Below are 24,267 nucleotides of genomic sequence, written 5' to 3'. Positions count from 1 at the left end.
AAAGAGGTGCGCCGAGCGCACCTCAAGACAGTCCAAGGAGCGGACCGATCAGCCCACCCAGACCCGTGCATTGCGGAACATGCGCATCCAGCCTGCATCTTCCTGCCACTCGTCGGGGCGCCAGGAATTCTGCATGGCGCGGAATACCCGTTCCGGGTGCGGCATCATGATGGTGACGCGGCCATCGCGGCTGCACAAACCGGTGATACCGCGGGGAGAGCCATTGGGGTTGGCCGGATAGCGCTCGGTAACCTTGCCGTGATTGTCGATGAAGCGCAACGCCACGGTACCGGACAGGTCGGCCTCGAGCAGCGCTTCCTCGCTCTCGAACTCGGCATGTCCCTCGCCGTGGGCGATGGCGATCGGCAGACGCGAGCCGGCCATGCCGCGCAGGAAGATCGAGGGAGACTCCTGTACCTGAACCATTGCGACACGAGCCTCGAACTGCTCCGAGCGGTTGCGTACGAAATGCGGCCAGAATTCGGTGCCGGGAATCAACTCGTGCAGGTTGGACATCATCTGGCAACCGTTGCACACGCCCAAGGCGAAGCTGTCGTTGCGCTCGAAGAAGGTCTGGAAGGCGTCCCGCGCATGGTTGTTGAACAGGATCGACTTGGCCCAGCCCTCGCCGGCGCCGAGCACGTCGCCATAGGAGAAACCGCCGCAGGCGGCCAGCCCCTTGAAGTCGCCCAGATCGACGCGTCCGGCGAGGATGTCGCTCATGTGCACGTCGATGGCGGCGAAGCCGGCGCGATCGAAGGCCGCGGCCATTTCCACCTGACCGTTGACGCCCTGCTCACGCAGGATCGCCACCTTCGGCCGCACGCCCTTCTTGATGTAGGGCGCGGCGATGTCCTGATTGACGTCGAAGCCGAGCTTGACCGACAGGCCGGGGTTGTCCTCCTCGAGCAGCGCGTCGAACTCTTGCTCGGCGCATTCGGCGTTGTCGCGCAGGCGCTGGATGCGATAGCTGGTCTCGCTCCACTGGCGCTGCAACATGCGCCGCTCGCCGCCGAACACCGCCACGCCGTTGTAGGAAATAGCCACATCGGCGCCGTTGACCGGCTTGCCGATCACCGCCACGCAGTCGCCCAGACCGGCCGCGCTGAACTGCGCCAGCACCTCCGCCGTAGCGTCCTGACGCACCTGGATCACCGCCCCCAGCTCCTCGTTGAACAGCAGGGCGGCGAGGCCGTCATGACCATCGGCGAGCGCATCGAGGCACAGACTGAGGCCGCAGTGGCCGGCGAAAGCCATTTCCAGCACGGTGACCAGCAGGCCGCCGTCGGAGCGATCGTGATAGGCCAGCAGCAGGCCATCCTTGTTCAGTCCCTGGATCACCGCGAAGAAGGCCTTGAGATCCTCGGCATCGTCGACGTCCGGCGCCTGCCGACCGATCTGGCCGTAGACCTGGGCGAGGATGGACCCGCCCAGGCGGTTCTTGCCGCGGCCGAGGTCGATCAAGATCAAATCGGTTTCGCCCTTATCGAGGCGCAGCTGCGGAGTCAGGCTCTGGCGGATGTCGACAGCCGGCGCGAAGCCGGTGACGATCAGCGACAGCGGCGAGGTGACGCTCTTCTCCGCGCCCTCCTCCTGCCAGCGGGTCTTCATCGACATCGAGTCCTTGCCCACCGGAATGGTGATGCCCAGCGCCGGGCACAACTCCATGCCGACCGCCTTGACCGTGTCGTACAGACGCGCATCCTCGCCCGGGTGACCGGCCGCGGCCATCCAGTTGGCCGACAGCTTGATGTCGGAGATCTTCTCGATGCGCGCGGCGGCCAGATTGGTCAGGGTCTCGCCGATGGCCATGCGCCCGGAAGCCGGGGCGTCCAGCAGGGCCAGCGGGGTACGCTCGCCCATGGCCATGGCTTCGCCGGTATAGACGTCGAAGCTGGTCGCGGTGACGGCGCAATCAGCCACCGGTACCTGCCAGGGGCCGACCATCTGGTCGCGGGCGACCAGGCCGGTGATGGTGCGGTCGCCGATGGTGATCAGGAAGCTCTTGCTGGCGACCGCCGGATGGTGCAGCACACGGCCGACCGCATCCTGGATATCCAGCCCCTCGCCGGAGAAATCATCGCCCAGCGCCGCTTCGCGGCTGACGCTGCGGTGCATGCGCGGCGGCTTGCCGAGCAGCACGTCGAGCGGCATGTCCACGGCCTTGTTGCCGAAATGGCTGTCGGCGACGGTCAACTGGCGCTCCAGGGTAGCCTCGCCGACCACCGCGAACGGGCAGCGCTCGCGCTCGCAGATGGCCTTGAAGCGCTCGAAGTCGGCCGCATCGACGGACAGGACGTAGCGCTCCTGGGACTCGTTGCACCAGATTTCCAGCGGGCTCATGCCCGGCTCGGCGTTGGGCACGTTGCGCAGCTCGAAGCGGCCGCCGCGACCGCCGTCGTTGACCAGCTCGGGGAAGGCGTTGGACAGACCGCCGGCACCGACGTCATGGATGAACTTGATCGGGTTGGCCTCGCCCAGCTGCCAGCAGCGATCGATGACCTCCTGGCAGCGGCGCTCCATTTCCGGGTTGTCGCGCTGCACCGAGGCGAAGTCGAGGTCGGCCGAACTGGCACCGGTGGCCATCGACGAGGCCGCACCGCCACCCAGGCCGATCAGCATGGCCGGGCCGCCCAGCACGATCAGCTTGGCGCCGTCCGCGATCTCGCCCTTCTGCACGTGTTCGGCGCGGATGTTGCCCATGCCGCCGGCGAGCATGATCGGCTTGTGGTAACCGCGCACTTCCTCGCCGCGCGGGGTGGCGACCTTCTGCTCGAAGGTTCGGAAATAGCCGGTCAGCGCCGGGCGGCCGAATTCGTTGTTGAACGCGGCGCCGCCCAGCGGGCCCTCGATCATGATGTCCAGCGGGGTGACGATGCGCTCGGGCTTGCCGTACGGCTCTTCCCAGGGCTGCTCGAAGCCGGGGATGTTCAGGTTGGAGACGGTGAAACCGGTCAGGCCGGCCTTGGGCTTGGCGCCGCGGCCGGTGGCGCCTTCGTCGCGGATCTCGCCGCCGGAGCCCGTGGAGGCGCCGGGGAACGGGGCGATGGCGGTCGGGTGGTTGTGGGTCTCCACCTTCATCAGGATGTGCACCGACTCCTGGCTGGCGCCGTACTGGCGGCTCTGCGGATTCGGGAAATAGCGCCCGGCCGTGAAGCCCTCGATCACCGCAGCGTTGTCCTTGTAGGCGGACAGCACGCCCTCGCGGTGCATCTCGTAGGTGTTCTTGATCATGCCGAACAGGGACTTGTCCTGGGCTTCGCCGTCGATGTCCCAGCTAGCATTGAAGATCTTGTGCCGGCAGTGTTCGGAGTTGGCCTGGGCGAACATCATCAGCTCGATGTCATGGGGATTGCGCCCCAGTTCGCCGAAGCTCTTCACCAGGTAATCGATCTCGTCCTCGGCCAGGGCCAGGCCCAGATCGACGTTGGCCCGCTCCAGCGCGGCGCGACCGCCGCCGAGGACGTCCACGGCGGTCAGCGGCCTGGGCGAGGAATGCTGGAACAGCCTGGCGGCCTGCCCCAGATCGCCCAGCACCTGCTGGGTCATGCGGTCGTGCAGCTGCGCCGCGATCAGCTCGGCCTCGGCCTCGCCGAGCTCACCGGACACGTAGTAGGCGATGCCCCGCTCGATCCGCTCGATCTTGGCCAGACCACAGTTGTGGGCGATGTCGGTCGCCTTGCTCGACCAGGGCGAAATGGTGCCGAAACGCGGCAGGACCAGGAACAGGCGGCCCGCAGGCTCCTGCACCTGCACGCTGGGACCGTACTTGAGCAGCCGGGCCAGCACCTTATCCTCGTCGCTGGAGAGTGCGGCGCACGCCTCGACGAAGTGGGCAAACTCGGCGTAGAGCCCGCTGACAGCGGGGACCTTCTGGGTCAATTGCTCGAGCAACTTGCCATGACGGAAGGCAGAAAGGGCGGGAGCGCCGCGCAGGATCAACATCGTCGGAACAGCCTCGAAGGGGAGCTTTGAAACCGGGTATTCTAACGCATCAGGCCGTCATAGGCTAAGGAGCGCTACCCGATACGACCGTAAGTCGCCCAGGCGCGTCGCGCCTGCCGCTCATTATCAGAGGCCCCAACGCCTGTCCAGATATGGCGTCACCACGCCATTGCGTATACTGCGCGAATGATATCCCTATCCGCACTACGCACACGCTTCGCCCATCGACTGCTGTCGTCCGTGCTCTTCCTAATGATCATGGGGTGTAGCGAGTCTCCGCAGCCTTCGACCCTGGAGCGCGTCCAGAAGGAAGGAGTGCTGCGCGTGGTCACGCGCAACAGTCCGACCACCTACTTCGAGGATCGTAACGGCGAGGCCGGATTCGAATACGAGCTGGTCAAGCGTTTCGCCGACGAACTGGGGGTCGGATTGCGGATCGAACCGGCCGACAATCTCGACGCCATCTTCACCCAGCTCAACCAGCCCAACGGGCCGGAGCTGGCCACTGCCGGCCTGGTCGCCAGCCGGGCCCATACCCGCCAGGCGCTGCTCTCCCGCTCCTACATGGAGGTAACGCCCCAGGTCGTCTACCGCCAGGGTCAGCAGCGGCCGAACCAGCCCAAAGACCTGGTGGGCAAGCGCATCCTGGTGCTCAAGGGCAGCAGCCACGCCGAACAGCTGGCCCAGCTGAAGGCCGGCCTGCCGCAACTGAAATATCAGGAAACCGCCGATCTGGAGGTCGTCGACCTGCTGCGCATGGTCGACGAGGGACAGATCGACGTGACCCTGGTGGACTCCAACGAGCTGGCGATGAACCAGGTATACTTCCCCAAGGTCCGCGTCGCCTTCGACCTCGGCGATCCCCGTCCGCTGCGCTGGGCGGTGGCCGCCGGAAACGATCGCAGCCTGCTGGAGAAGATCAACGGCTTCCTCGTCAATGCGCAGAAGGAAGGTTTCCTGCAGCAGCTCAAGGACCGCTACTACGGCCATGTCGACGTGCTCGGCTACGTGGGCGCCTACACCTTCGCCCAGCACCTGCAGCAACGCCTGCCGCGCTACGAGCAGCACTTCCACGAGGCCTCCAAGCGGCACAAGATCGACTGGCGCCTGCTCGCCGCCGTCGGCTATCAGGAGTCCCAGTGGGTACCCGACGCCACCTCCAAGACCGGCGTCCGCGGCCTGATGATGCTGACCCAGGGCACCGCCGAGGCGATGGGGGTATCGAACCGGCTGGACCCCAAGCAGAGCATCAACGGCGGGGCCAAGTATTTTCTGCACGTCTACGAGAGCCTGCCGGACAGCATCAGGGAGCCGGATCGCTCCTGGTTCGCCCTGGCCGCCTACAACATCGGCATCGGCCACCTCGACGACGCGCGCAAGCTGGCCCAGGCCGAGCGACTCAACCCGGACAAGTGGCTGGACGTAAAGCAGATGCTACCGCGCCTTTCGGAGAAGCAGTGGTACCGCAAGACCCGCTACGGTTACGCCCGCGGCGGCGAAACCGTGCACTTCGTCGCCAACATCCGGCGTTACTACGACATCCTCACCTGGGTGACCCAGACGCAGCTGGAAGGCTCGCGCCTCGCCGAAAGCGGCATGCACGTGCCCGGCGTGTCGAAGACCGAGGCGCCCAAGCAAGCGCCGCGCTAGCTCAGCCGCGGCGAGCCTTGAAGAACGCCCTGAGCAGCGTCCCGCTCTCCTCCCCCAGCAGTCCGCCCTCGACCATCACCCGGTGGTTGAGGAACGCCTGCCCGAAGAAATCGCCGCGACTGACCGCGACGCCGGCGCGCGGCTCGGTCGCCGCGTAGACCACCCGGGCGATGCGCGAATGCACGATCAGCCCGGCGCACATGCTGCAGGGCTCCAGGGTCACATAGAGCGTGCTGCCGGGCAGACGGTAGTTGCGCACGGCTTCGGCGGCGACCCGGATCGCCACCATCTCGGCATGGGCGCTGGGGTCGTGGCGGGAGATCGGACAGTTGAAACCGCGCCCGACGATCTCGCCGTCCTGCACCAGCACGGCGCCCACCGGCACCTCCCCCAATGCGGCCCCCTCGGCGGCCAGCGCCAGAGCCTCGCGCATGAAGCGCTCGTCCTGGCTGCGATCGATGATTTTCAGGTTCTTCATACAGTCCCACAAAAAGCGCAGGAACCTCCTGCGCGCGAAATGCGACGACGCCCGACCGGACCCTCAGCCCAGCCCCGCCAACTGGCTCAGCGCATGCAGCAGCAGGCCAACCAGGCCGCCGACCAGGGTGCCGTTGATGCGGATGAACTGCAGGTCCCGGCCGACGACGCGCTCCAGCTGGCCGACCAGTTCGGCGCTGTCCCAGGCCTCCACCCGCTCGGCGATGTAACGGCCGATGCTGTCGCGATAGCGCTCCACCAGGGAGGGCGTCACCTCCAGCAGTTGCTCGTTGATCCAGCGACGCATCTCGGCATCCGCCGTCAGCGCCGCGCCCAGGCGCAGGCTGAGCTGGATCAGGCGCCGGCGCAGGCTCGACTCCGGATCGGCCAGGTCCGCCTGCAGCCAGTCCACCAGTTCGTCCCACAGGCCGCGCAGATAGCCGGCGACCCGCGGATGGGCGAGCAGTTGCTCGCGGATCTGCTCGCCCTTGAGACGGAAGTCCGGATCGGCCTTGAGCCGCTCGATGAAGCCGGCCATCCAGGCGTCGAACTGCCCGCGCAACTCGTGCTCGCGGTCGCGGCTGACCTCGCCGATCAGCGCCGAGACCCGGCGCACCACCTTGTCCGCCGACCACTGGCCGGCCTTCTCGTCCAGCGGGATGTCCTTGCCGAACAGGCGGAAGCGCAGCGAGCTGAACTGGGCGGAAAGGCTGGCGGCGATACGCTGCTGGGTCGCCTCGCTCTGCAGCCAGGCATCGAGCTGGGCCAGCACCTCGTCGAGGACGGCCTGATGGCGCCCCTCGCTGGTCAGTACGTCGAGCAACTGGCCACTGACCACAGCCAGATCCACCTCGCGCAGCTTGGCGGTCGCCGTGCGCTGGATGAACTGCCGCACCCTCTCGTCGCGCAGGGCGCCCACGCCGTAGCGGGCGATGCCGACCAGATGCTCGCCGACCGCCGTGGCGTGCTCCGGCTTGCCCAGCCAACCGGCCAGACGCCCGGCCGCGTCGAAGGACTGCAGCTTGGCCATGACCTGGGGCGTGGTGAGGAAGTGGGTGCAGATGAAGTCGGCCAGGTTCCGGCCCAGGCGCGCCTGCTTGCGCGGGATGATCGCCGTGTGCGGAATCGGCAGGCCCAGCGGATGGCGGAACAGGGCGGTGACCGCGAACCAGTCGGCGATCGCACCGACCATCGCCGCCTCGGCGAACGCCGCCAGATAGCCCCAGGCCGGATGCGCCGCCGCCATGCGGGAGGCCAGCACGTACAGGAGCGCGGCCAGGAGCAGAAGCCCCAGGGCGACGGATTTCATGCGCGCCAAGGGAGAATTCCAGATCGACATGCAAAGGGTTCCGAGCGCGAATACAGCAAGCCAGCATGCCGGACTTTCGCCGGCGCGACCACTGCCCGACGACCGGCCGTCCCAAAACACAAGGGCAGCCTAGGCTGCCCTTGCGCTCACCGCCCGAAGGCGGCGCTCACTCCCACTCGATGGTCGCCGGCGGCTTGCTCGACACGTCGTAGGTGACGCGGGAGATGCCCTCGATCTCGTTGATGATGCGGTTGGACACCTTCTCCAGCAGCTCGTAGGGCAGGTGCGCCCAGCGGGCGGTCATGAAGTCGATGGTTTCCACCGCACGCAGGGCGACGACCCAGGCGTAGCGGCGGCCGTCGCCGACCACGCCGACCGATTTCACCGGCTGGAACACCACGAAGGCCTGGCTGGTCTTGTGGTACCAGTCGAAGTTGCGCAGCTCCTCGATGAAGATGTGATCGGCGCGACGCAGCAGGTCGGCGTATTCCTTCTTCACCTCGCCGAGGATGCGCACGCCCAGGCCCGGGCCGGGGAACGGGTGGCGGTAGACCATGTCGTAGGGCAGACCCAGCTCCAGGCCGATCTTGCGCACCTCGTCCTTGAACAGCTCGCGCAGCGGCTCGACCAGCTTGAGGTTCATGTCCTCCGGCAGGCCGCCGACGTTGTGGTGGGACTTGATCACGTGGGCCTTGCCGGTCTTGGCGCCGGCCGACTCGATCACGTCCGGGTAGATGGTGCCCTGGGCGAGGAACTTGATGTTTTCCAGCTTCGCCGCCTCGGCATCGAACACCTCGATGAAGGTGCGGCCGATGATCTTGCGCTTCTGCTCGGGGTCGGAGACGCCGGCCAGGTTGCCGAGGAACTGTTCCTCTGCGTTGGCGCGGATGACCTTGACGCCCATGTTCTCGGCGAACATGGCCATCACCTGGTCACCTTCGTGCAGGCGCAGCAGGCCGTTGTCGACGAACACGCAGGTCAGCTGATCGCCGATGGCGCGGTGCAAGAGCGCGGCGACCACCGAAGAGTCGACCCCGCCGGAAAGGCCGAGCAGCACGTTGGCGCTGCCGACCTGTGCGCGCACCTGGGCGATGGCGTCCTCGACGATGTTGGACGGGGTCCACAGCGCCTCGCAGCCGCAGATCTCGCGCACGAAGCGGGACAGGATGCGACCGCCCTGCTTGGTGTGGGTCACTTCCGGGTGGAACTGCACGCCGTAGTAGTGGCGCTTGTCGTCGGCCATGGCGGCGATGGCGCAGCTGGCGGTGCTGGCCAGCACGTGGAAGCCCTGGGGAATCTCGGTGACCTTGTCGCCGTGGCTCATCCAGACGTCGAGACCGAGGACGCCGTCCTCGTCGACGTGATCCTCGATGCCGTCCAGCAGGCGCGCCTTGCCCACCACGTCGACGCGGGCGTAGCCGAACTCGCGGACGTTGGAGCCTTCCACCTTGCCGCCGAGCTGCTCGGCCATGGTCTGCATGCCGTAGCAGATGCCCAGCAGCGGCACGCCGAGGTCGAACACCGCCTGCGGTGCGCGCGGGCTATCGGCCTGGTGCACGGACTCCGGACCGCCGGCGAGGATGATCCCGCGCGGCTTGAAGGCACGGATGTCGGCATCGCTCATGTCGAACGGGTGCAGCTCGCAGTAGACGCCGATTTCGCGCACTCGCCGGGCGATCAGCTGGGTGTACTGGGAACCGAAATCCAGAATCAGGATGCGGTGGGCGTGGATGTCTTGATGGGCCATGGCCGTCTCTCGTAACGGAATTCACAAACGGCACGGGGCTGAATCAACCAGCCCCGTGCCGTCAATCATAGAATCGGAAACCGATTCGCCGCCTCGCGGCAGTCAGTCGACTGCTCAGCCGACGCGGTAGTTCGGCGCTTCCTTGGTGATCTGCACGTCGTGCACGTGGGACTCGGCCATGCCGGCGCCGGTGATGCGCACGAACTGCGGCTTGGTGCGCATCTCCTCGATGTCGGCGCAGCCGGTGTAGCCCATGGAGGCCCGCAGGCCGCCCATCAGCTGGTGGATGATCGCGCTCAGGGCACCCTTGTACGGCACGCGGCCCTCGATGCCCTCCGGCACCAGCTTCTCGGCGCCGGCGGCGGAATCCTGGAAGTAGCGATCCGAGGAACCCTGGGACTGAGCCATCGCGCCCAGCGAACCCATGCCGCGGTAGGACTTGTAGGAGCGGCCCTGGAACAGCTCGACCTCGCCCGGCGCCTCCTCGGTGCCGGCGAACATGGAGCCCATCATCACGCTGTAGGCACCGGCGACGACGGCCTTGGACAGGTCGCCGGAGAAGCGGATGCCGCCATCGGCGATCAGCGGCACGCCGGTACCCTGCAGAGCGGCGGCGACGTTGGCCACGGCGCTGATCTGCGGCACGCCGACGCCGGCGACGATGCGGGTGGTGCAGATAGAGCCCGGGCCGATGCCGACCTTGACGCCGTCGGCGCCGGCCTCGACCAGCGCCAGGGCGGCCTCGCCGGTGGCGATGTTGCCGCCGATCACCTGGACTTCCGGGAAGTTCTGCTTGACCCAGCGCACGCGGTCGATCACGCCCTTGGAGTGGCCGTGGGCGGTATCCACCACCACCACGTCGACCCCGGCGGCGACCAGCGCCGCGACGCGATCCGGGGTTTCCGGACCGGTGCCCACCGCCGCGCCGACGCGCAGGCGGCCCTGCTCGTCCTTGCACGCCAGCGGGTAGGCCTTGGCCTTCTCGATGTCGTTGACGGTCATCATGCCCTTCAGGCGGAAGGCGTCGTCGACGATCAGCACGCGCTCGATGCGGTGCTGGTGCAGCAGCCGGCGGGCCTCTTCCTTGTCCGCGCCTTCCTTGATGGTGATCAGGCGCTCCTTCGGCGTCATCAGCTCGCGCACCTTGGCGTCCAGGCGGGTCTCGAAGCGCACGTCGCGGGAGGTGACGATGCCCACCAGGTCGCCCTGGGACAGCACCGGCACACCGGAGATGTTGTTCTGCCGGGTCAGCTCGAACAGGTCGCGCACGCTGGCGTCGGCGTCGATGGTGATCGGGTCCTTGACCACGCCGGACTCGTAGCGCTTGACCTTGCGCACCGCCGCGGCCTGCTGCTCGATGGTCATGTTCTTGTGGATGATGCCGATGCCGCCTTCCTGGGCCATGGCGATGGCCAGGCGGGACTCGGTCACGGTATCCATGGCGGCAGATACCAGCGGAATATTGAGTTCGATGCCGCGGGTCAGGCGCGTCTTGAGACTGACATCCTTGGGCAGAACCTCGGAATATCCAGGGATGAGAAGAACGTCGTCGAAAGTCAGGGCTTCTTGACTGATACGCAGCATGACGGGGAGCTCCCAGGCGGGAAAAAATGGAAGCGCGGCATTATACCGTCGGCGACGGCCGCGCTCAACGTGGCAGGAGGCTCAGGCGTTGCGCCCGCCGACCAGGCTGAGGCCCTGGGGCCTTTCGCGCCGCTGGGCCAGATAGCGGCTGCAGCTGACCCGCAGGAAGGAAGCGAAGTTGACCACCTCGCCGCGGTAGTCCATGACCTCCTCGTACAGCTTGGCGATCAGCTGATTGGTGGTCATGCCGTCGACCTCGGCGATCTCGCGCAGGACGTCCCAGAACTGGTTCTCCAGGCGCAGGGTGGTGACCACGCCGCGGATGCGCAGGGAGCGCGAGCGCGACTCGTAGAGGATCGGATCGGCCTTGACGTACAGCTCGCACATGGTTGCTCTCCTCCGGTGCGTGATCGTACCCGCCGAGGCTCCCACGCCGGAGTGCGGGAGCCGTCGTCGAGGCGGATTACAGCTCGATGCGGGTGCCGAGCACCTCGAGGAAGGCCGCCAGCCAGGCCGGATGCGCGGGCCAGGCCGGCGCCGTGACCAGGTTGCCGTCGGTGTGCGCCTGGTCGACCGGGATATCCACGTAGCGCCCGCCGGCCAGGCCGACCTCCGGCGCGCAGGCCGGGTAGGCGCTGCAGGCGCGGTCCTCGAGCACGCCGGCGGCGGCCAGCAGCTGGGCGCCGTGGCAGATGGCCGCGATCGGCTTGCCGGCGCCGGCGATCCCGCGCACCAGCTCCAGCACCTGCGGATTCAGGCGCAGGTACTCAGGAGCCCGGCCGCCCGGCACCACCAGGGCGTCGTAGTCGGCGGCCCGCACCGCCTCGAAGTCGAAGTTGAGGGCGAAGTTGTGCCCGGGCTTCTCGCTGTAGGTCTGGTCGCCCTCGAAGTCGTGGACGGCGGTACGCACCCGCTCGCCCGCCTTCTTGCCCGGGCAGACCGCGTGCACCACGTGCCCGACCATGAGCAGCGCCTGGAACGGCACCATCACCTCGTAGTCCTCGACATAATCGCCGACCAGCATCAGGATCTTTTTCGCAGCCATCGTTCTCGCTCCGCGTGGGGAAATATCGGACCAGTATCGGCCAAGCCTGGCGGCAGAGGGTAACAGGCCCCTACTACAGCTTCACCTGCACCTGGGTGAGGGGAAAGCCGAGCCGCTCGGCGAATTCCTCGAGGAAGGCGCGGACGAAATAGCGCCCCGGCCAGTTGTTGAAGATGAAGCCGAGATCGGAAAAGGCGCAGGGCTGGCTGAAGGGAAAGCCGTTGATGTCATCCTCGAAGCCGCATGCGGGGCAGGCGAAGTTGTCGGTCTCGCCCGGCATCCATTCCTCCAGATGCTCGAGCAGCACCTCGCCCACCTCGGCGCGGCACTCGGGGCAGCGGGCGCGCCCCTCGAAGCCCCCGACGGGCGTGTAGATGCAGCGCTCGGTGACGATCTCCAGGCCGTTGCGCGGCTGCCCGAGGGGCAGCTCGACGCCGGCCGGCAGGTCCAGCACCCGGGCGGCGCCGGGAGCCATCGCATGCCCGAGGCCGCTGGCGCCGCGCCCGCAGCGCGACGACTGCGCCTCGACGATGCCGCGCGCCACCAGCCAGCGCAGGATCTTGCGGGCGCCGGCCTCGGGGCCGGGGTAAGAGGAAATCTGCGGCACGATGATGAACTGCTGGTCGCCCATGGGATGGCCTCGGCACGGAAAAGCTGCGCAGCTTAATGAATCGCGCCCGGCAGGAGCAGATCTATCTGCGCTCGGGAGGCTCCCGCGACGTCACCCAGCTCTCCCATCGCGCTCGGCCTATGGCCCGCCGGACAAAGCCTTTATCATGCCGGCCATGCTCACAGATCCCTTCCAGCGTCTCGATCTCGACCGCGAGGTCCTCACCGTCAGCCAGCTCAACGGCCGCGCCCGCCTGCTGCTGGAGGACGTGTTCGCCCGGGTCTGGGTGGAGGGCGAGATTTCCAACCTCGCCCTCCCCGCCTCCGGCCACGTTTACTTCACCCTCAAGGACAAGAACGCCCAGGTGCGCTGCGCCCTGTTCCGGCAGAACGCCCTGCGCGTGCGTCAGGCCCTGCGCGACGGACTGGCGGTGCGGGTGCGCGGCAAGGTCTCGCTGTTCGAAGGGCGCGGCGACTTCCAGCTGATCCTCGACCTGATCGAGCCGGCCGGCGACGGCGCCCTGCGCCTGGCCTTCGAGGCGCTCAAGGAAAAGCTCGCCGCCGAGGGCCTGTTCGCCGCCGAGCGCAAGCGGGCGCTGCCGGCTCACCCGCGGCGCGTCGGCATCGTCAGCTCGCCGACAGGCGCGGTGATCCGCGACATCGTTTCCGTGTTCCGCCGCCGCGCCCCGCAGGTGGAGCTGACCCTGGTCCCCACCGCCGTGCAGGGCTTTGATGCCACCGCGCAGATCGTCCGCGCCCTCGAACTAGCCGACCGGCAGGGCTTCGACGCGCTGATCCTCGCCCGCGGCGGCGGCTCGCTGGAGGACCTCTGGTGCTTCAACGAGGAAGCCGTGGCCCGCGCCGTGGCCGCCTGTCGGACGCCCGTCGTCAGCGCGGTCGGCCACGAGACCGACGTGTCCATCGCCGATTTCGTCGCCGACCTGCGCGCGCCCACCCCCTCGGCCGCCGCCGAGCTACTGGCGCCGCACAGCGACGATCTGCGCCTGCGCCTGGAAGGCCTGCAGCGCCGCCTGCGGCTGTGCCTCGAGCAGCGCCTGCAGCGGGAGCGGCTGCGCCTGGAAAGCCTGAGCCGGCGCTTGCGCCATCCCCGCGAACGCCTGCTGCAGCAGTCCCAGCGCGTCGACGACCTGGAGCAGCGCCTGGCCCGCGCCATCGACCGCCGCCTGTGCAGCGCCCACGAGCGCCTGGCGCGCCTGGAAACCCGCCTCTCCGCGCAGCACCCGGAGCGCCAGCTGAAGATGCTGCGCCAGCGCCTCGACCACCTCGCCGCCGCGCTGCCGCGGGCCATGGACGCGACCCTCAAGGACCGCCGCCAAAGCCTGCAGGCCCTGGCACAGACCTTGAACGCCGTCAGCCCGCTGGCCACCCTCAGCCGCGGCTACGCCATCCTCCTCGACGAGCACGGCCGGGCGATCCGCGCCGCCGCCCAGACCGTTCCCGGCCAGCGTCTGCACGCGCGCCTCGCCGAGGGCGAGCTGGACCTGCGGGTCGAGGCCGTCTCCCCGCCACAGCCGGACTGAATCCATGCACGAGCCGAACCGGCCGATCCCGGCCTTCGCCGAACCCGACTGGGCGCAGGTCGCCCGCATCCCCGTGGCCGAATGCGGCGAGGCGCTGTGCACCCTGCGCCTGTCGCCCGCACTGCGGGTCTACCCGGCCTACCGCCACCTCGGCATCCCCGACGCGGTCGAGGATTGCCAGGTGCGTCTCGAGGTCTTCGAGCGCCTGCTGCGCGCCGCCGGAAGCCTGCCGGACGGCCTGATGCTGGTGGTGCTCGACGCCTGGCGGCCGATCGCCGTGCAGCAGCACCTGTACCGCACCCTGGAAGCGGCCATGGCCCGGCACCACCCGCAGGCCGACGCGGCGACCCTGCAGCGCCTGACCCGCCAGTTCGTCTCGCCGCCCAGCCGCGATCCGCTGGCGCCGAGCCCGCACCTGACCGGCGGCGCGGTGGACGTGACCCTGTGCGACGCCCAGGGCCGCTGGCTGGACATGGGCTCGCGCTTCGACGAGGTCGGCCCGCGCTCGTTCAGCGCCCACTACGAGACGGTAACCGCCGGCGACAGCGCCGCGCTGGCCATCCGCGACCGCCGCCGGCTGCTGCACAACGCCATGCTCGCGGCCGGCTTCAGCAACCTGCCCAGCGAATGGTGGCACTACGATTACGGCGACCAGCTGTGGGCCTGGCATCACGGCCAGCCGGCGGCGCTCTACGGCCCGACCGCCCCGCCCTCCCTGGAAGGCCTGTGGCAGCAGCAACTGGCCGAACGCTTCCCCAGCCCGCTCTGAACCATCCATCGGAGTCCGCCATGTCCCGCCTGTTCGCCGCCTGCTGTGCCCTGCTGCTCGCCCTGCCCGCCCACGCCGAGGGCTTCCTCGGCCGCCTGCTGGACAAGCCGGTCCCCGGCGGCGTAGCGGTCGTCGACCTGGGCGACGGCCCCTCGGCGCCGCAGGCTCGCTACCAGGGCCGACCGCTGCTGACGGTCCGTGAGGACGGCAGACGCTGGCTCGCCATCGTCGGCATCCCGCTGACGGTCAAGCCGGGCGAGCAGCGCATCGAGGCGGACGGCCGTTCGCTCGCCTTCCGGGTCGAGCCCCGCCACTACCGCGAGCAGCGCATCACCCTGAAGAACCGGCGTCAGGTCAGCCCAAACCCCGACGACCTGAAACGCATCGAGCGCGAACTGGCCGAGCAGACCGACGCCTACCGGCGCTTCGAGCCTCGCCAGCCGAGCAACCTGCTGTTCGACAAGCCGGTCGCCGGGCCCCTCTCCAGCCCCTTCGGCCTGCGCCGCTTCTTCAACGGCGAGGAGCGTAACCCGCACTCCGGGCTGGACTTCGCCGTGCCGGCCGGCACCCCGGTCAAGGCCCCGGCGGCCGGCCGGGTGACCCTGGTCGGCGACTACTTCTTCAACGGCAGGACGGTGTTCGTCGACCACGGCCAGGGGCTGATCAGCATGTTCTGCCACCTGTCCCGGGTCGAGGTGAAGGTCGGCGACGAACTGCCCCGCGGCGCCGTGCTCGGCCGGGTCGGCGCCACCGGCCGGGCCACCGGGCCGCACCTGCACTGGAACGTCAGCCTGAACGACGCCCGGGTCGACCCGGCGATCTTCATCGGCCAGTTCAGCCGCTGATCGCCCGGAGCCGGGCGCTGCCTTCCAGACGCGCGCCGGCGTCCGGTTCGCGCCCGCGGCTCGCTACAATGCGACCAGTCTCCGCCCGCACAGGACCCACTCATGTTCGAATCCGCCTCCGAGCTGTCGCGCCGGTTCGCCGCCCTGCGCGGCAGCGCCGACTTCTGGTCGCTGCGGCACGTTCGCGAACTCAGCGAGCATTACCGGGTGCGCCGCAACGTCGCCCTGCCACCTACCTTCGCGGAAGACCGCGGCGCCATGCTGACGGCGCGCATCGCCGGCGTCGAAGCCTACGCGGCCACCAGCGATCTGACCCAGGCCGGGCTGCAGGCGGCCCTGGAACGGGCCGAGCATCTGGCCCGCGCCCTGGCCGGGCACGCGCTGCTGGAGGTGCGCGAGCTGGCGGTACCGACCGGCGCGGCGGACGACGTGACACCCGGCTACGAGCGGCCGCTGGCCGGCCCGGCGCACTGGTTCGAAGTGCTCGGCGCCGAGTCGGCGCGGGTGCCGCGGGATGCGCGACTGGTGGACTGGAGCACCGAACTCGGCGTCGCCTGCGTGGAACAGATCTACCTCAACAGCGCCGGCGCCTGCCTGCGGCGGGCCCAGCGCTTCGTCTACCCGGCCCTGAGCGTGACCACCAGCGACGGCCACGACAGCCAGACCCGCAGCCTCGGCGGCTTCAACTTCGGCCAGCAGGGCGGCGCCGAGGTGATCGACCGCCTCGGTCTGATCGGAGCGGCGCCGCGCATCGCGGACGAGGCGCTGCAACTGCTACTCGCCCCCAACACCCCCAGCGGCCCCCTCGACCTGCTGCTGATGCCCGACCAGATGGTCCTGCAGATCCACGAATCCATCGGCCATCCGCTGGAGCTGGACCGCATCCTCGGCGACGAGCGCAACTATGCCGGCACCAGCTTCGTCCGCCCCGAGGACTTCGGCCGCTACCAGTACGGCTCGCCGCTGCTCGACGTCACCTTCGACCCCGGTCGCCCCGAGGAGCTGGCCAGCTACCGCCACGACGACGACGGCACCCCGGCGCAGCGCGAATACCTGATCCGCCGCGGCATCCTGCAGCGCCCGCTGGGCGGCGCCCTGTCGCAACGACGCACCGCCCTGCCGGGGGTGGCCTGCAGTCGCGCCTGCAGCTGGAACCGCGCGCCCATCGACCGCATGGCCAACCTCAACGTCGAGCCGGGCGACCGGAGCCTGGCGCAGCTGATCGGCGGCATCGAACGCGGCATTCTGATGAGCACCAACCGCTCCTGGTCCATCGACGACGCCCGCAACAAGTTCCAGTTCGGCTGCGAATGGGGCCGGCTGATCGAGAACGGCGAACTCCAGGGCGTGGTGAAGAACCCCAACTACCGCGGGATTTCCGCGCGCTTCTGGCGCAGCCTTGCCGCGGTGGGCGACGCCTCCACCGTCGAGGTGCTCGGCACGCCCTACTGCGGCAAGGGCGAGCCGAACCAGGCGGTGCGCGTCGGGCACGCCTCGCCGGCCTGCGTATTCAGGAACGTCGACGTTTTCGGAGGGGCCGCCTGATGAACGCCCGTGAGCATTTCCACGACCTGCTCGCCAGCCTGCGACCGCTGCTGCACGCCGGCGAGGACTTCACCCTGGACTACCGCGCCGAGGTCTCGGAGTTCGTGCGCTTCAACCGGGTGCGGGTGCGCCAGGCCGGGCAGGTGCGCCAGGCGTACGCCACCCTCGCCCTCTACCTCGGCGAGCGCCATGCCGATTTCGAGCTGGCCCTGACCGGCGTCGCCGGGGAAGACCGCGACCGCCTGCGCCACGCCCTGGAACGGCTGCGCGCGCTGGTGCCGGCGCTGGCCCCCGATCCCTACCTGCGCGCCGACCGGGAAGCGTGGCAGAGCGAGAGTGCGCAGGCAGGCGCGCTGCCGGACGGCGCGGAGATCGTCGAGCAGATCGCCGATACCGCAGCGGGCCTCGATCTGGTCGGCATCTACGCCGCCGGTCCGCAGTACCGGGGCTTCGCCAGCTCCTGGGGCGCCCTCGGCTGGCACGCGGCCAGCAGCTTCAACTTCGACTGGAGCCTGTTCCACGGCAACGGCCAGGCGGTCAAGTGCGCCTATGCCGGCCAGCACTGGGACGCCCCGGCCTTCGCCCGGCGCATGGCCTCGGCGCGCGAGCGACTGGAATACCTCGGCCGCCCGGCGCTGACCCTGGCGCCGGGCGACTACCGGGCCTACCTGGCCCCGGCGGCGCTGGACGAGATCCTCGACCTGCTCAGCGGCGGCTTCTCGGCCCAGGCCCTGGCCAGCGGCGCCAGCCCCCTGCAGCGCCTGTACGCCGGCCAGGCGACGCTCAGCCCGCTGCTCACCCTCGACGAGCGGATCGCCGGCGGCCTGGCCCCGGCCTTCACCAGCGAAGGCCCGCGCCGGGATCTGCGCCTGCTCGCTGCGGGCCTGCCGGGCGAACGGCTGATCGGCTCGCGCAGCGCCGCCGAATACGGCCTCACCGCCAACGGCGCCGGCGCCCACGAATGTCCGCTGTCGCCGCGGGTGGCGGGCGGCGAACTGGACGAGGGCGACGTCCTGAGCCGCCTGGACACCGGCCTGTACATCGGCAATCTCTGGTACACCAACTTCTCCGACCGCCCGGCCGGGCGCCTGACCGGCATGACTCGCTTCGCCACCTTCTGGGTGGAGGACGGCCGAATCCAGGCCCCGGTCGAGACCATGCGCTTCGACGATTCGCTGTTCAGCTTCCTCGGCCCGCACCTGGAAGCCCTTACCCGCGAGCCCGAGACGATCCTGCCGGCCGGCACCTACGGCGCGCGGCAGAGCGGCTCTAGGACCCTGCCCGGGGCGCTGGTCGGACGCTTCACCCTGACGCTGTGACGGGAAGCCCGGCGGGTGGCGATACCTCCCGCCTCAGGCGACGATATCGGCCATGTCCAGTTGGGTGACGCCGGTGAGTTCGAGGGCGAACTCGGCCTCGCTGTCGGCGTCCTGGTTGCCGTAGAGGACGCCGTCCTCCAGCTTCAGCTGCCCAGCCTCGGTGAAGTCGGCCGTGGCGGGGAGCAGCTCGTCGAAGCCGTCGTTCTCGGCCGTGGACCAGTCGGCATCCAGGCGGGAGAGATCCAGCCGGTCGAGACCCGGCACGAAGTCGGTGACGACGTCCCGCTCGCCCGCCTCCAGACCGATCTCCCTGGCCGAGCCGAACACGAAGGTATCGCCGTCGGCTCCGCCGCTGAGGGTGTCGTGGCCAGCCCCGCCGATCAGGCGGTCGCGGCCTTCCCGGCCATCGAGCACATCGTTGCCGCTGCCGCCGTCCAGGCGATCGCTCTCGGTGTAGCCGATCAGGGTATCGTTCCCCGCGCGCCCGTAGAGCTGCGCCTCGTTGGGGTTGTCGTTGACGATCCGGTTGTCGAGCTCGTTGCCGCGACCGACGGCCGTGTCGTTCCCCTTCAGGGTCAGGTTTTCCAGGTTGTCGCCGAGGGTGTAGTCGCGCGGCGTATAGACGGTCACATGATCGATGCCGCCATTCTCCTCCTCGACGATTTCGTCGTCCTCGTAGTACACGTAATCGTCGTCGCCGGGGCCGCCGATCAGCAGGTCGGAACCAAGGCCACCGCCCAGGTGATCGTTGCCGTCGCCGCCTTCGACGCGGTCGTCCCCCTCGTAGCCCTCCAGCAAGTCGTTGCCGCTCTCGCCCATGATCCAGTCGTCGCCGGCCTCGCCGATGATGAAATCGTTGCCCGGCCCACCCCGCAGCCAGTCGTCCCCACCGCGGCCGTAGATCGTGTCGTTGCCGGCGAGGCCCTGGAGCACGTCGTCGCCGGGGCCGCCTTCGAGGGTCAGATCGGCAGTGGTATCGATGGTGAAAATTCTCTGCTGAGTCATGGCATTCACCCGCGGTTTCACAGTGAAGGCATCTGCTGGTCGTGCGTCGGCCCGGCCATCGGAAAAATCGGCACGCAGCGCCGGAGGAAGGAGAGCGAGCCTGCAGGCCGCAAGCCGACGGTGACGAAAGCCTAGTCACGCCGCCACCCGCGGCAAGCGGCGAGCCAGCGAAAGGCCGCTTGGCCATCCGCTCGCCCGACGCACGGCAACGCACCGACCGCCGCCGTCGACCATGAGGCCCACCCGCCGATCTGGTAAGGTCGGCCACAGGCGCAGCCCGGTGCTTGCGCAGAGCAAGGAGTCGTCATGCAAGAGGAACTGGCCGGCGCCCTGAGCTGGCTGCATACCCATCCCCCGCTGCAAACCCTCGCCGCCAGCGGCCTGCTGGTCTTCGTCGCCTGGCTGGCCAACTGGATCGTCAAGCGCATCCTGGTGCGCGGGCTGTACCGGCTGCTCAACACCACCACCCTGGGCCGGCAGGTGCACATCGAGAAGCACGGGGTGATCCGCCGCCTGGCCAACGTGGTGCCGGCGCTCATCCTGGCCAACGGCGTGGACTTGGTGCCCGGCCTGCCCAAGGCGGTGGTGACCGTGGTCGGCAACGTCGGCAGCGCCTTTATCGTCCTGAGCCTGGCGCTGGCGATCGGCGCGGCCATGCGCACGGCCAACGAGCTCTACCTGCTGCGCCCGGGAGCCCGGCTGAAGCCGATCAAGGGCTACCTGCAGGTGATCATGATCGGCGTCTATTCCATCGCCGCCATCCTGGTCATCGCCGCCCTGATCGACCGGTCGCCGCTGATCCTGCTGTCCGGGCTCGGCGCCATGGCGGCGGTGCTGATGCTGATCTTCCAGGACACCATCCTGTCGCTGGTGGCCAGCATCCAGATCGTCTCCAACGACATCGTCCGGGTCGGCGACTGGGTGGAGATGCCCAACCTGAACGCCGACGGCGAGGTCTTCGACGTGGCCCTGCACACGGTCAAGATCCGCAACTGGGACATGACCATCACCAGCATCCCGACCAAGCGCTTCATCAGCGACCCGTTCAAGAACTGGCGCGGCATGCAGGAAAGCGGCGGGCGGCGGATCCAGCGCTGCCTGTACCTAGACCTGCAGAGCGTGCACTTCCTCGATGCCGAGGAGCGCCAGCGGCTGCACCGCTTCAGCCTGCTCGACGAGTACCTGCAGGAGAAGCGCCGCGACATCGAGGCCTGGAACGCCAAGATCATCGAGCGCGGCCAGGACCCGGTGAACACCCGCCGCATCACCAACCTCGGCAGCTTCCGTGCCTACGTCGAGCGCTACCTGCGCAGCCGTCCCGACATCCACAAGGACATGACCCTCCTGGTCCGCCTGCTCAGCCCGAGCGTGGACGGCCAGCCGCTGGAGATCTACTGCTTCACCACCACGGTGGCCTGGGCGCAGTACGAGGCCATCCAGGCGGACGTCTTCGAGCACCTGCTGGCGATCCTGCCGGAGTTCGGCCTGCGCGTGTACCAGCGCCCGTCCGGCGCCGACCTGCACCAGTGGCCGGCGGACCGCCCGGCCCGATCGAGCGTGCAGGCGTTGCTGGAAGAGAGCTGAAGCGACGGGGATAACGTCTCGTCGAGGAAGGACGGCGGCAAACCGCCGGGCGGATTCGCAAATCGGACCGCTCCGCGTTGCGCGGAGCGGTCACCGGTTGGCACCGGAACGCAGCCCCATGACGGGCTCCCCGACGAGATCGACTGCAACGATCCCAGCAGGCGGCGTCCCTGCCCCTGCTCCGGGGGCCACGTCCCCGAGCCGCATCCCTGGCGCCAACCTATGTCCCGGGAAAGCGGGATGGCCATCCCCCGATGGTCATTCCCTCAGCCCCGGGTTCCCCTCAGTAGCTCATGTCCAGCCGCGTCCACCAGGTGCGCCCCGGCTCGTTGATCCGGGTGTCGGCGGGGAAGCCGAACCCGGAGTTGCCGGCCAGGTTGAGGTGCTCGCTGTAGGTCTTGTCCAGCAGGTTGTCGACCCCGGCGCTGACCTTGAAATTGCGGTTCAGGCGATAGGCGCTGTTGAACGACAGCACGGCGAAGCCGGAGCTGTTGCCGAAGTCCTTGCTGACCACGTTGCCTTGCCCCACGGCCACCCGGTGCTGCGGCGCCACCACTCGCCAGAGGCCGGTCGAGCTCCAGTTGCCGCGCTCGTAAGTCAGCCAGAAGCGGCCCTCCAACGGCGGGATCTGCGGCATCGGCCGGTTGTCGCTGATGTTCTCGCCCCAGGCGTAGGCCAGGCTCGCGTCGGCCTTCCAGTTGCTGTTGAAGCGATAGCCGGCGCCCAGCTCGCCGCCGGCGATGCGGGCGTCGATGTTGTCGACCATGGTGCGGGTCATGCCCATCATCCCCGGCACGTAGTTGAAGATGATGTAGTCGTCGACCATCCCGACGTAACCCGAGGCCCAGGCCTCCAGCGGCCCGCGGTGGTACTGCAGGCCGAAGTCGAGCTGGGTGGTCTTCTCCGGCTTGACCGTCTGGAACGCCTGGATGCTGCCCACCGGGCCGGGGCTGGCGGAGAACAGCTCCCAGTAGTCGGGGAAGCGCTCGGAGTGGCCGATGCCGACGTAGGCCGTGGCCGGGATGCTGCGCAGATCCCGCTCGTAGCGCAGGAAGCCGCTGAACAGCATGTCGTGGCGACGCTCGCCGGCGCTGGGGTTGGCCCAGGTCTGCGACTTCATGGTCATCGGGTTCATGCTGGTCTGGGTCAGCCGGTAGTCCCTGACCTCGGCACGGTCCATGCGTCCGCCGCCGATCAGCCGCTGCTGCTGGTCCAGCCGCCAGGTCAGCTCGCTGAACAGGCCGTAGTTGTGGAACTCGGCGTCCTTGTTCTGGCTGAAACGGTCGTAGTCGGTATAGGTGCCGGTCATCATGTCGTAGCTGGACTGCCGCTTGCGATGCACGTTGGTCTGGGTGTCGACCCCGGCCACCAGCTCGAATGCCCGCCATTCCCAAGTGCCGCTCAGCCTGCCGCCGAGGGTGCGGCGATCGACGTTGCTGGCCATGGGATTGCGCATCGAGGCCATGGAGGCGTTCGGGTCGGGATGACGCAGACTGAAGTTGTCCATCACGTGGTCGGCGTAGTTGTAATAGACCTGCGCATCGATCTTGCGGAACACCTCGCCGATGTTTTCCTTCTTGAAGCGCAGGTTGACGCTCTCCCGCTGGAACTGGCTGCCGTCCATGCTGCGCCCGGCATAGCGCGCCTCGCCGTCGCCGCCGCCGACGGTCAGCTCCAGCAGGGTGTCCTCGTCCGGCGTCCAGCCCAGCGCCACGTCGGCGTTCCACTTGTCCCAGCTCGAGGGCACGCGGTGACCGCTGCCGTCGTGGTAGTCGTTGGACTTGGAATGGTTGCCCAGCACGCGGATGTAGCCCTTCTCGCCGCCGACCGCCCCATCCACGCGCTGGTCGAAACGGCCGTGGGAGCCGGTCAGCAGGGTGGCGTTGAGGCGCCCGCCCAGTTCGCTGAAACGCTCCGGCTCGCGCTCGAAGAGGATGGTCGCGGCCGAGGCGCCGGGGCCCCAGAGCACGGTCTGCGGGCCCTTGATCACGGTGAGCTGGTCGTAGTTCTCCGGGCTGATGTAGGAACTCGGCGCGTCCATCCGCCCCGGGCAGGCGCCGAGCATCTCGCCGCCGTTGGTCAGCAGCTTCAGCCGCGAACCGAACATGCCGCGGAACACCGGATCGCCGTTGGCCCCGCCGTTGCGGATGGCGGCGAAGCCGGGAATGGTCTTCAGGTAGTCGGCGCCGTCGCTGGCCGGCACCGGCTGGCGCGGGACGCGGGGATCGGTCACCACCTTCAAGGGCGATTGCGGCGCCACCCCGGTGATGACCAGGGGCGACATCTCGTAGTACTCGGCACTCTCGTCGTAGAGCTTCAGTTCGGCCGCCTGCACGGAGGCGCCGGCGAGCAGGCCGAGCAGGGTCGCGTGCCCCGGCAGCCAGCGACGGCGGAAAGCGTTGAGGGTGAAGCGGCCGGACGGGCGCGAATGCGCCGCCCAGCGGGAAGCATGGCAGGTCATCTAGGTCGTTGTTCCACATTGTCGGTTTCTGGACGGCGCGCACGACCGGGGGCGCGATTCGCACAGACGTATGCAGGCGCGAGACGAGTCTCGGCGCCGCAGTACGCTCGGGCGGATCAGGCGCTCGGGAAGGCGGCCGGAAGGCCGGTCAGACGTGGAACAACGGGGGAGCCCGGGGATGCCCGCTGCCACGGCGAAACGCCGGCTGCAGCGGTTTTTCCGGCAAGGGCTCGAAGAAGGTCGGTGCGTACCAGGGCAGCGCCAGGTCCAGGGAGAGCGTCAGCGGCGGGTTGAGGGTGAGCAGCTCGCAATAGCCGCAGAGCGTCAGGCCCGACACCCAGGCCGGCTCGGACGACGCCTTGCTGCGGTGATGATGGTGGACGGCGGAAGCGGCGGGCGCCCTGCTCGCGGCCTGGCCATGGGCGTGGGCGTGGGCGTGGGCGTTCGGATGGTGCGAATGTCCGTCGACCGCCTGGGTCAGGCCGGGAGCGAACGACTGGGCCCGCAGGGCCTGCACGGCGGAGAACAGCGGACCGGCATGGATCATCAGCATGGCGAACAAGCCAAGCCAGACTGCCGTCGTCGTGTTCCCTTTCCGTGTCACGCGAAACTCCCAGTGTGTACGAGCGGCGCGATCACCGCGCGCCGCCGGCCGGATGCGGCGACATGAGGCCGCAAAAAGCCATAGCAAGCAAGCGGAATCTTTTCGCCGGATCCGGAAAGAATCCGCTCAAAATCCGCCACAAAAGACAGAATCCACCAATTTTTCGACATTGCTTGCCAGTTTAATTCGTGATCGCTAGTGTTCCGGGCCATCGACAGACGGCAAACG

General features: G+C 68.6%; 18 protein-coding genes. 7 read left to right on the top strand and 11 right to left on the bottom strand.

The features are described from left to right. Window positions 1-48 precede the first annotated feature (48 nt). Entirely contained in the window at window positions 49-3,945 is a 3,897-nt protein-coding gene (gene purL, locus ACFOJE_RS01050) for a phosphoribosylformylglycinamidine synthase (RefSeq protein WP_377812369.1), read from the bottom strand. 186 nt (window positions 3,946-4,131) lie between these two features. Between purL and mltF the strand changes: the two genes are divergently transcribed. Then, complete coding sequence (mltF, locus tag ACFOJE_RS01045) at window positions 4,132-5,595, top strand: membrane-bound lytic murein transglycosylase MltF (RefSeq protein ID WP_377812368.1); 1,464 nt, start codon at window positions 4,132-4,134, stop codon at window positions 5,593-5,595. Window position 5,596: 1 nt separating this feature from the next. On the opposite strand, the gene tadA is transcribed toward mltF, so the two are convergent. The 7 genes from tadA to ACFOJE_RS01010 form a co-directional block, all read right to left on the bottom strand. After that, a complete protein-coding gene (tadA, locus tag ACFOJE_RS01040; RefSeq protein ID WP_377812367.1) occupies window positions 5,597-6,073 on the bottom strand; it encodes a tRNA adenosine(34) deaminase TadA in 477 nt (158 codons plus the stop codon). 63 nt (window positions 6,074-6,136) lie between these two features. Next, window positions 6,137-7,411, bottom strand: a complete 1,275-nt coding sequence (locus ACFOJE_RS01035) for a DUF445 domain-containing protein (protein ID WP_377812366.1) — start codon at window positions 7,409-7,411, stop codon at window positions 6,137-6,139. Window positions 7,412-7,547: 136 nt separating this feature from the next. Then, window positions 7,548-9,128 (bottom strand): glutamine-hydrolyzing GMP synthase, encoded by a 1,581-nt coding sequence (guaA, locus tag ACFOJE_RS01030; protein WP_377812365.1) that lies wholly within the window; start codon window positions 9,126-9,128, stop codon window positions 7,548-7,550. Between the two features lie 114 nt (window positions 9,129-9,242). Next, the gene (gene guaB, locus ACFOJE_RS01025; protein WP_377812364.1) at window positions 9,243-10,712 is read right to left on the bottom strand and encodes an IMP dehydrogenase; all 1,470 of its coding nucleotides are present in this window, start codon (window positions 10,710-10,712) and stop codon (window positions 9,243-9,245) included. Between the two features lie 81 nt (window positions 10,713-10,793). Next, window positions 10,794-11,099, bottom strand: coding sequence for a ribbon-helix-helix domain-containing protein (locus tag ACFOJE_RS01020; protein ID WP_377812363.1), 306 nt, complete (start codon window positions 11,097-11,099; stop codon window positions 10,794-10,796). 76 nt (window positions 11,100-11,175) lie between these two features. Then, on the bottom strand, window positions 11,176-11,757 hold the full coding sequence (locus tag ACFOJE_RS01015) for a DJ-1/PfpI family protein (RefSeq protein WP_377812362.1): 582 nt from the start codon (window positions 11,755-11,757) through the stop codon (window positions 11,176-11,178). Between the two features lie 73 nt (window positions 11,758-11,830). Continuing rightward, window positions 11,831-12,388 (bottom strand): sugar ABC transporter ATPase, encoded by a 558-nt coding sequence (locus tag ACFOJE_RS01010; protein ID WP_377812361.1) that lies wholly within the window; start codon window positions 12,386-12,388, stop codon window positions 11,831-11,833. 154 nt (window positions 12,389-12,542) lie between these two features. On the opposite strand from ACFOJE_RS01010, the gene xseA reads away from it, so the two are divergent. From xseA to ACFOJE_RS00985, 5 genes are all read left to right on the top strand, one after another. Beyond that, on the top strand, window positions 12,543-13,907 hold the full coding sequence (gene xseA / locus ACFOJE_RS01005; protein WP_377812360.1) for an exodeoxyribonuclease VII large subunit: 1,365 nt from the start codon (window positions 12,543-12,545) through the stop codon (window positions 13,905-13,907). Window positions 13,908-13,911: 4 nt separating this feature from the next. Next, entirely contained in the window at window positions 13,912-14,676 is a 765-nt protein-coding gene (locus ACFOJE_RS01000; protein WP_377812359.1) for a M15 family metallopeptidase, read from the top strand. Window positions 14,677-14,696: 20 nt separating this feature from the next. Then, on the top strand, window positions 14,697-15,521 hold the full coding sequence (locus ACFOJE_RS00995) for a peptidoglycan DD-metalloendopeptidase family protein (protein ID WP_377812358.1): 825 nt from the start codon (window positions 14,697-14,699) through the stop codon (window positions 15,519-15,521). Window positions 15,522-15,623: 102 nt separating this feature from the next. Next, window positions 15,624-17,066, top strand: coding sequence for a TldD/PmbA family protein (locus ACFOJE_RS00990; RefSeq protein WP_377812357.1), 1,443 nt, complete (start codon window positions 15,624-15,626; stop codon window positions 17,064-17,066). Beyond that, window positions 17,066-18,385, top strand: coding sequence for a TldD/PmbA family protein (locus tag ACFOJE_RS00985; protein WP_377812356.1), 1,320 nt, complete (start codon window positions 17,066-17,068; stop codon window positions 18,383-18,385). The genes ACFOJE_RS00990 and ACFOJE_RS00985 overlap by 1 nt, the downstream gene beginning before the upstream one ends. A 33-nt stretch (window positions 18,386-18,418) precedes the next feature. Here the strand turns inward: ACFOJE_RS00985 and ACFOJE_RS00980 are convergent, their stop codons facing one another. Further along, window positions 18,419-19,390, bottom strand: coding sequence for a calcium-binding protein (locus ACFOJE_RS00980; protein WP_377812355.1), 972 nt, complete (start codon window positions 19,388-19,390; stop codon window positions 18,419-18,421). Window positions 19,391-19,696: 306 nt separating this feature from the next. Between ACFOJE_RS00980 and ACFOJE_RS00975 the strand changes: the two genes are divergently transcribed. Further along, window positions 19,697-20,974, top strand: a complete 1,278-nt coding sequence (locus ACFOJE_RS00975) for a mechanosensitive ion channel family protein (RefSeq protein ID WP_377812354.1) — start codon at window positions 19,697-19,699, stop codon at window positions 20,972-20,974. A 283-nt stretch (window positions 20,975-21,257) separates the two neighbouring features. On the opposite strand, the gene ACFOJE_RS00970 is transcribed toward ACFOJE_RS00975, so the two are convergent. Beyond that, complete coding sequence (locus tag ACFOJE_RS00970; RefSeq protein WP_377812353.1) at window positions 21,258-23,435, bottom strand: TonB-dependent copper receptor; 2,178 nt, start codon at window positions 23,433-23,435, stop codon at window positions 21,258-21,260. A gap of 148 nt (window positions 23,436-23,583) precedes the next feature. Then, a complete protein-coding gene (locus ACFOJE_RS00965) occupies window positions 23,584-24,039 on the bottom strand; it encodes a DUF2946 family protein (protein WP_377812352.1) in 456 nt (151 codons plus the stop codon). Between the last annotated feature and the right edge of the window lie 228 nt (window positions 24,040-24,267).

This window comes from Azotobacter bryophylli (assembly GCF_042643485.1).
In the GTDB taxonomy this organism is placed as follows: domain Bacteria; phylum Pseudomonadota; class Gammaproteobacteria; order Pseudomonadales; family Pseudomonadaceae; genus Azotobacter; species Azotobacter bryophylli.
This window is presented reverse-complemented; position numbering and strand designations above follow the sequence as displayed.